This window comes from Micromonospora sp. B11E3 (genome assembly GCF_039871625.1).
Lineage (GTDB): Bacteria > Actinomycetota > Actinomycetes > Mycobacteriales > Micromonosporaceae > Micromonospora.
In genome coordinates this window covers 24448-32382 of record NZ_JBDPMC010000070.1, presented here as the reverse complement: position 1 = coordinate 32382, position 7935 = coordinate 24448, and the positions used below count along the sequence as shown (strand labels likewise).

The window sequence follows — 7935 nt, the reverse complement described above, 5'->3', positions numbered from 1 at the left end:
CTCTGCGCGCCGGCTTGGCTCTGCGCGCCGGCTTGGCTCTGCGCGCCGGCTTGGCTCTGCGCGCCGGCTTGGCTCTGCGCGCCGGCTTGGCTCTGCGCGCCGGCTTGGCTCTGCGCGCCGGCTTGGCCCTGCCTGCTGGCGTGCCCGCTGCCTGGGCGCGCCCGCTGCCTGGGCGCGCCCGCTGCCCATTTGGCCTGAATCGGCCTGTGGGTTGGTGCGGTGGACGTTGCCCGTGGCCCGAGCCGCACCCGTCGGGGCGAGCGGCCCCGACGGCCCGGAGCGGTGTGCGCCGGCCCGGGCACCCCGACGGGCGCCCCGACACCGGGGTGCCACGTGGCATCGCTCGTCCCGGTCGATAGCACAGACGGGGCAGCTCCACAGGGGGCGGAACAGGGTATCCCGCCGTGGCCCGAGCCCGCCGCGACCCTGACCCGCCGCCACCCTGACCCGCCGTCGGCCGAGCCCGCCGTCGGCCGAGCCCGCCGTCGGCCGAGCCCGCCGTCGGCCGAGCCCGCCGTCGGCCGAGCCCGCCGTCGGCGACCGGCGGGGGTAACCGGGGCGGACACCGCCAGGGCCTTTCGCCGGCACCCTGCGCGTACCTCGAATGCGCGCGAGAAATCCCGCCGCCACCTGCTGTTTCGGGGCCGCCGCGAACACGCGGCGTCGCTATCGTGCCCACCACAAGCAGTCGCGACGGGAGGTCCGATGGCGAACGAGGCGCTGCGGGTGGCAATGGCCGCCAAGGGCGAGACGGCCGAGTCGCTGGCGGAGAAGGTCCGCGTGGACCCGAAGACGGCGGGTCGGTGGGTGGCGTCGGGGCGGATCCCGCACGCCCGCACGCGCGTGGCGGTCGCCGCCGTGCTCGGCAAGGAGGCGGCCGAGCTGTGGCCCGAGCCGTACCGCCGCCGGGACCGGCCCTGGTTCCGGCCGTGGGCGGAACTGGAGCAGGACGCCACCTCGATCCGCTCCTACCAGCCGCTGCTCGTGCCGGGTCTGCTCCAGACCGAGGAGTACGCCCGGGCGGTGCTCGGCACCGGCGGGCTGGTGCCGCCGGCCGAGGTGGAGGAGATCGTGGCCGGTCGGCTCGCCCGCCAGGCGGTCCCTGGAGCACGTGCAGGTCCGGGTGATCCCCGCCGAGAGCCCGTGGCACACCGGGCTGGCCGGGCCGTTCGTGCTCGCCCGTTTGCCCGACGGGGCGGAATTGGCGTATCTCGACAACCAGCTCCGCGGTCAGGTCGTGAGCGATCCCGTGGATATTGCTAGCCTGGGCCGGAGGTGGGAGAGCGTCACCGGCGAGGCGCTGCCCCGCCGCCAATCGATCGAGCTGATCAGGGAAGTGGCCACGACATGGAGCTGACCGAGGCCCGCTGGCGCACCGCCGCCCGCAGCAGCAACAACGGCGGCAATTGCGTCGAGGTGGCCGACAACCTGCCCGGCCGGGTGCTGGTGCGCGACAGCAAGGACCGCGACGGCGGCACCCTGAGCTTCGCCCCGGCCGCCTGGCGCGCCTTCGTCGACCTCGCCCGCCGCCGGGACCGGCGCGCCTGATCCGTCGGGCTGGCTCCGGCGCAGAGCCCGGCTCAGGCCGTACCCGAAGCCTGGCTCAGGCCGTGCCCCAGCTGTAGGTCTGCTTGCGCAGCTTGAGGTAGACGAACGCCTCGGTGGAGAGCACGCCCTCGACGGCGCGCAGCCGTTGCAGGATCTCCAGCAGGTGGGCGTCGTTGCGGCAGACCACCTCCGCCAGCAGGTCGAACGACCCGGCGGTGATCACCACGTAGTCGACCTCCTCGAGCTCGGCGAGCCGGTCGGCCACCGGCTCCAGGTCGCCGTCGGTGCGCAGGCCGATCATGGCCTGCCGGGGGAAGCCGAGCTGGAGCGGGTCGGTGACCGCGACGATCTGCATCACCCCGGCGTCGAGCAGCCGCTGCACCCGCTGGCGCACCGCCGCCTCCGACAGGCCGACCGCCTTGCCGATCGTCGCGTACGGCCGGCGGCCGTCCTCCTGAAGTTGCTCGATGATCTGCTTGGCCACGTCGTCCAGCAGGGCGTGACTGGCGCCGTCACGGACGGCGACGCGCCGCCCCCCGTTGCCGTTCTCCTGCTGCCGGGTGCCCATCGCCGCTCCACATGTCCGGTTTCACAAAGGGATCGTAGTGTCCTCGCGCAGTCTGGCGTATTTCGTCGCGCATGGCTAACCCCGCAACGGAATCCCTTGTACGGCGGGTGACCTCATGTCACGATCAGTCGTCCATCGCCTGAAGACCCTCCGCCGTCGGGCCGCCCCCGCCCCGCCCGCCGACGATGACCGACAGGAGTCGTCACATGCGTAGTCCCCTCCGGCCCCTCACCCGGCGTGGTCTGCTCACCGGCACCCTCGGATCGGCCGCGATGCTCGCCACCGCAGGAGTGCTCGCCGGCTGCGGCACCAAGGGCGCCCAGCAGACCGAGGCCGGCTGCGTCAGTGAAGACCTCTCCGGCGCGGAGAAGAAGCTGGCGTTCTCGAACTGGCCGCAGTACATGGACGTCGACGAGGACGACGAGTCGAAGCGCCCCACGCTGGACGCGTTCGTCGCGAAGAGCGGCATCCAGGTGACGTACACCGAGGACATCAACGACAACAACGAGTTCTTCGGCAAGGTGCAGAACCAGCTCGCCGCCTGCCAGGGCACCGGCCGGGACCTCATCGTGCTCACCGACTGGATGGCCGCCCGGATGATCCGGCTCGGCTGGATCCAGAAGCTCGACCCGGCGAAGATCCCGAACGTGGCGGCCAACATGCTGCCGTCCCTGCTCGACCGCTCCTTCGACCCGGAGAACCGGATCTCCATCCCGTGGCAGTCCGGCCTGGCCGGGCTCGCGTACAACGGCAGCGTCACCAAGGAGATCCGCACCGTCGACGAGCTGCTGACCCGCCCCGACCTCAAGGGCAAGGTCACCGCGCTGTCCGAGATGCGCGACACGATGGGCCTGCTGCTCCAGTCCAACGGCCACGACCCGGCGAACTTCACCGCCGCCCAGTTCGACGACGCCCTCAACAAGCTCAAGAAGGCCGTCGACTCCGGCCAGATCCGCCGGTTCACCGGCAACGACTACGCCCCCGACCTGGCCAAGGGCGACATCGCCGCGTGCATCGCCTGGTCCGGCGACGTCATCCAGCTCGCCAGCGAGAACGAGAAGATCAGGTTCGTCTCGCCGGAGTCCGGGGTGATGCTGTTCAGCGACAACATGCTGGTGCCGAACAAGGCCACCCACAAGGCGAACGCCGAGCAGCTCATCAACCACTACTACGACCCGGTGGTCGCCGCGCAGCTCGCCGCGTACGTCAACTACATCTGCCCCGTGAAGGGCGCCCAGGCCGAGATGGAGAAGATCGACCCGGAGCTGGCCGCGAACCCGCTGATCTTCCCCGACGAGGCCATGCTGTCGCGGTCGAAGGTCTTCATGACGCTGGACGAGAAGCAGGAGCGGGAGTACGAGTCGAAGTACCAGCAGGTCATCGGGGCGTGATCGGGATGGGCGACGGAGCTCCCGGCGGAAACCTGCGGCTGGTCGGGCTGACCAAGACGTTCGGCGCCCTCACCGCGGTCGACGACCTCAGCCTGACCGTCCCGCAGGGCTCGTTCTTCGCCCTGCTCGGGGCGTCCGGCTGCGGCAAGACCACGACGCTGCGCATGATCGCCGGCCTGGAGGAGCCGACGCGCGGGCAGGTGCTGCTCGGCGACCGGGACATCGCCCGGCTGCGCCCGTACAAGCGGCCGGTCAACACCGTCTTCCAAAGCTACGCGCTGTTCCCGCACCTCGACGTCCACGAGAACGTGGCGTTCGGGCTGCGCCGGCGCGGCATCCGCAAGGTCGACGACCAGGTGCGGCGGATGCTGTCGCTGGTGCAGCTCGACGGGTACGGCCGCCGCCGCCCGGCCCAGCTCTCCGGCGGGCAGCAGCAGCGGGTCGCGTTGGCCCGGGCGCTGATCAACCACCCCCAGGTGCTGCTGCTCGACGAGCCGCTCGGCGCGCTCGACCTGAAGCTGCGCCGGCAGATGCAGATCGAGCTGAAGCGCATCCAGACCGGGGTCGGGATCACGTTCGTGCACGTCACCCACGACCAGGAGGAGGCCATGACGATGGCCGACACGGTCGCGGTGATGAACGCCGGGCGGATCGAGCAGCTCGGCACCCCGGCCGACATCTACGAGTACCCGGCCACGGCGTTCGTGGCGAACTTCCTCGGCCAGTCCAACCTGCTCGCCGCCGAGGCCGCCGGCCCCGCCGGCTCCGAGGTGCCGGTCACCGCCCACGGCGCGCGCTTCTCCGTACCCGCCGACCGCGCCCGCGCCGACCGGGGCGCGGTCTACCTGGGGGTACGCCCCGAGAAGCTGCACCTGGTCGACTCCGTCGACCAGGTGCCCGGCGGCCACCAGCACCTCACCGGGGTCGTCACCGACGCCTCGTACGTCGGGGTGAGCACCCAGTACCTGGTCCGCACCGGCTGGGGCAGCGAGGTCTCGGTGTTCGCGGCGAACAGCGGGCTCGGCGGGCGGCTCCCGGTCGGCGCGTCCGTGGTGGCGCACTGGGATCCCCGGTACGCCTTCCTGCTGCCCTGGGAGCCGGGCGCCGACGACAGCACGAGCCCCGTGCTGGACGAGCCGGTGGGTGTCCGGTCGTGACCGCCCTGGCCCACGTACCCACCTCGGCGGGGACACCGGCCGGGCCCCCGCCGCCGCCCCCGCCCGGGCGGCACCGGCTGCTGCCGTACCTGCTGTTGCTGCCCGCCGCGGCCTGGCTGCTCCTCTTCTTCGCCCTGCCACTGATCCAGCTCGCCGCCGCCAGCCTGTACGACCCGGCCGGCTCGCTGTCCACCGGGTACGCCATGACCTGGGCGTTCGACAACTACCCGGAGGCCCTTCAGGCGTACTGGCCGCACTTCGTCCGCTCCTTCGGCTACGCCGCGGCGGCGCTGGTGCTCGCGCTGCTGATGGGCTACCCGCTGGCGTACGCGATCGCCTGTAAGGCCGGCCGGTGGAAGAACCTGCTGCTGGTGGCGGTGGTCGCCCCGATGTTCACCAGCTTCCTGGTCCGCACCCTGGCCTGGAAGACCATCCTGTCCGACAACGGCTGGCTCGTCGGGCTGCTGCGCGACGTGCACCTGCTCGGCGCCGACGGCCGGCTGCTGGCCACCCCGGTCGCGGTGGTGCTCGGCCTGACGTACAACTTCCTGCCGTTCCTGGTGCTGCCGCTGTACGCGAGTTTGGAGCGGCTCGACCACCGGCTGCTGGAGGCGGCGGGCGACCTGTACGCGAGCCCGGTGCAGGCGTTCCGCCGGGTCACCCTGCCGCTGTCGATGCCCGGCCTGATCGCCGGCACGCTGCTGTTCTTCATCCCGGCCACCGGCGACTACATCAACGCGGAACTGCTCGGCACCCCCAACGAGTACATGATCGGCAACGTCATCGACTCGGCGTTCCTGGTCCGGCTGGACTACCCGCAGGGCGCGGCGCTGTCGTTCCTGCTGATGGCGGCGATCCTCGCCGTGGTCTTCGCGTACCTGCGCCGGACCGGCACGGAGGAGGTGTTATGAGGTTCTGGCGCTGGCTGGCCGACCGGTGGGTGATGGGCGTGGCCCTGCTGGTGCTCGGCTACCTCTCGCTGCCGATCCTCGTCGTGGCCGGGCTGTCCTTCAACCGCCCGTCGAGCCGGCTGTCGTACGACTTCAACGAGTTCACCCTCGACAACTGGCGGCGGCCCTGCGCCACCTCCGACATGTGCGACGCGGTGGTGCGCAGCGTCCAGATCGGCTTCCTCGCCACCGCGGTCGCCACCGTCATCGGCACGCTGATGGCGTTCGCGCTGGTGCGGCACCGGTTCACCGGCCGGTCCGGGATCAACCTGCTGATCTTCCTGCCGATGGCCACCCCCGAGCTGGTGATGGGCACCTCGCTGCTGGCCCTGTTCGTCGCGGCCGGCGTGCCGCAGGGCTTCGGGACCGTCGTCATCGCGCACGTCATGTTCTGCGTGTCGTTCGTCGTCGTGACGGTCAAGGCGCGGCTCGCCGGGATGGACCGGCGGCTGGAGGAGGCCGCCATGGACCTGTACGCCGGCCCGTGGCAGACGTTCCGCCGGGTCACGCTGCCGCTGGTGCTGCCCGGCATCGTGGCCGCCGCCCTGCTCGCGTTCTCGCTCAGCTTCGACGACTTCATCATCACCAACTTCAACGCCGGCACCACCGTCACGTTCCCGATGTACGTCTGGGGCGCCGCCCAGCGGGGCATCCCGCCGCAGGTCAACGTCATCGGCACGGCGATGTTCGGGATAGCCCTGCTGCTCGTCGGGCTCACCTCGCTACGCGGCCGGCGGGCCCGCCGCGCCGATCTCCGCGCCGTCGCCACGGCCGATCTCCGGACCGTCGCCACGGCTGATCTTCAAGCCGTCGCCGCGGCTGATCTTCAAGCCGTCGCCGCGGCCGGCCGACGGGCGCAGGGCCCGTCATGATCGTCCCGCATACCGGCCGGGCGCCCGCCGACGCGGCGCCCGTACCGCACCGCCTACACCTCACCCGCAGCTCTTCCACCCGCCGGTCTTCCACCCGCCGGTCTTCCACCCGCCGGTCTTCCACCCGCTGGTCCCTCGCCCGCTGCTCTCGCATTCGCGTCGACGCGCGCGGCGGCTGGCGCGGCCTCTGGCTCCGTACGCTCGATCGTCTTGGTTTGGGGTTCGAATCCTGATGCGTATCCTCCTCGTCGGCGCCGGTGGCGTCGGCTCCGCCGCCGTATCCATCGCCGCCCGCCGAACGTTCTTCGAGACCATGGTCGTGGCAGACGCCGACCCCGCCCGCGCCGAGCGGGCCGTCGCCGGGCACGGCGAGCGCTTCGTGGCCGCGACCGTCGACGCCTCCTCGGCCGACGCGGTCGCCGCGCTGTGCCGGGCGCACCGGATCACCCACGTGCTCAACGCCGTCGACCCGCGCTTCGTCATGCCGGTCTTCGCCGGGGCGTTCGCCGCCGGGGCGGACTACCTCGACATGGCCATGTCCCTGTCCCATCCGCACCCCGAGCGGCCGTACGCCGAGCCCGGCGTCAAGCTCGGCGACGACCAGTTCGCCCTGGCCGAGCAGTGGTCCGGGGCCGGCCGGCTCGCGCTGCTCGGCATCGGCGTCGAGCCGGGCCTGTCGGACGTCTTCGCCCGGTACGCCGCCGACGAGCTGTTCGCCGAGATCGACGAGATCGGGGTACGCGACGGCTCGAACCTGACCGTCGACGGCTACGACTTCGCCCCGTCGTTCTCGATCTGGACGACGATCGAGGAGTGCCTCAACCCGCCGGTGATCTGGGAACGTGGCCGGGGCTGGTTCACCACCGAGCCGTTCAGCGAGCCGGAGGTCTTCGACTTCCCGGCGGGCATCGGCCCGGTCGAGTGCGTCAACGTCGAGCACGAGGAGGTGCTGCTCATCCCGCGCTGGGTCGACGCGCGCCGGGTCACCTTCAAGTACGGCCTCGGTGCGGAGTTCATCGAGGTCCTGCGGACCCTGCACAAGCTGGGGCTGGACTCCACCGAGCCGGTCACCGTGCGGGGCATGCGGATGTCCCCACGTGACGTGGTGGCCGCCACCCTGCCCGACCCGGCCACCCTCGGTGAGCGGATGCACGGGAAGACCTGCGCCGGCACCTGGGTCCGTGGGCGGTCGAAGGCCGGCGAGCCCCGGGAGGTCTACCTCTACCACGTCGTCGACAACGAGTGGTCGATGCGCGAGTACGGCCACCAGGCGGTGGTCTGGCAGACCGCCGTCAACCCGGTCGTCGCCCTGGAACTGCTCGCCACCGGCGCCTGGTCCGCCACCGGCGTCATCGGCCCGGAGGCGCTCCCCCCGCTGCCCTTCCTGGGCCTGCTCACCGCCTACGGCTCGCCCTGGGAGATGGAGGAGCGGTGACCCGTTACGGCCCG

Annotated in this window: 7 protein-coding genes and 1 pseudogene; 7 read left to right on the top strand and 1 reads right to left on the bottom strand. The window is 71.8% G+C overall.

The features are described 5' to 3' along the window. Window positions 1-705: 705 nt before the first annotated feature. A pseudogene (locus tag ABGB16_RS26680) lies at window positions 706-1276 on the top strand (Scr1 family TA system antitoxin-like transcriptional regulator); the annotation flags it as partial. Window positions 1277-1347: 71 nt separating this feature from the next. After that, window positions 1348-1548 (top strand): DUF397 domain-containing protein, encoded by a 201-nt coding sequence (locus tag ABGB16_RS26675; RefSeq protein ID WP_347670838.1) that lies wholly within the window; start codon window positions 1348-1350, stop codon window positions 1546-1548. 55 nt (window positions 1549-1603) lie between these two features. On the opposite strand, the gene ABGB16_RS26670 is transcribed toward ABGB16_RS26675, so the two are convergent. Further along, window positions 1604-2116 (bottom strand): Lrp/AsnC family transcriptional regulator, encoded by a 513-nt coding sequence (locus ABGB16_RS26670; protein WP_347670837.1) that lies wholly within the window; start codon window positions 2114-2116, stop codon window positions 1604-1606. A gap of 206 nt (window positions 2117-2322) precedes the next feature. On the opposite strand from ABGB16_RS26670, the gene ABGB16_RS26665 reads away from it, so the two are divergent. From ABGB16_RS26665 to ABGB16_RS26645, 5 genes are all read left to right on the top strand, one after another. After that, window positions 2323-3507: a spermidine/putrescine ABC transporter substrate-binding protein gene (locus ABGB16_RS26665; RefSeq protein WP_347670836.1), complete on the top strand. Its 1185-nt coding sequence runs from the start codon at window positions 2323-2325 to the stop codon at window positions 3505-3507. Between the two features lie 5 nt (window positions 3508-3512). After that, window positions 3513-4664 carry an ABC transporter ATP-binding protein gene (locus ABGB16_RS26660; protein ID WP_347670835.1) on the top strand — a complete coding sequence of 384 codons (1152 nt, stop codon included), beginning with the start codon at window positions 3513-3515 and terminating at the stop codon, window positions 4662-4664. Continuing rightward, window positions 4661-5575, top strand: coding sequence for an ABC transporter permease (locus ABGB16_RS26655; protein ID WP_347670834.1), 915 nt, complete (start codon window positions 4661-4663; stop codon window positions 5573-5575). Before ABGB16_RS26660 ends, ABGB16_RS26655 begins: the two co-directional genes overlap by 4 nt. Further along, window positions 5572-6486 carry an ABC transporter permease gene (locus ABGB16_RS26650; RefSeq protein ID WP_347670833.1) on the top strand — a complete coding sequence of 305 codons (915 nt, stop codon included), beginning with the start codon at window positions 5572-5574 and terminating at the stop codon, window positions 6484-6486. The genes ABGB16_RS26655 and ABGB16_RS26650 overlap by 4 nt, the downstream gene beginning before the upstream one ends. A gap of 232 nt (window positions 6487-6718) precedes the next feature. After that, window positions 6719-7921: a saccharopine dehydrogenase C-terminal domain-containing protein gene (locus ABGB16_RS26645; protein WP_347670832.1), complete on the top strand. Its 1203-nt coding sequence runs from the start codon at window positions 6719-6721 to the stop codon at window positions 7919-7921. Window positions 7922-7935 lie beyond the last annotated feature (14 nt).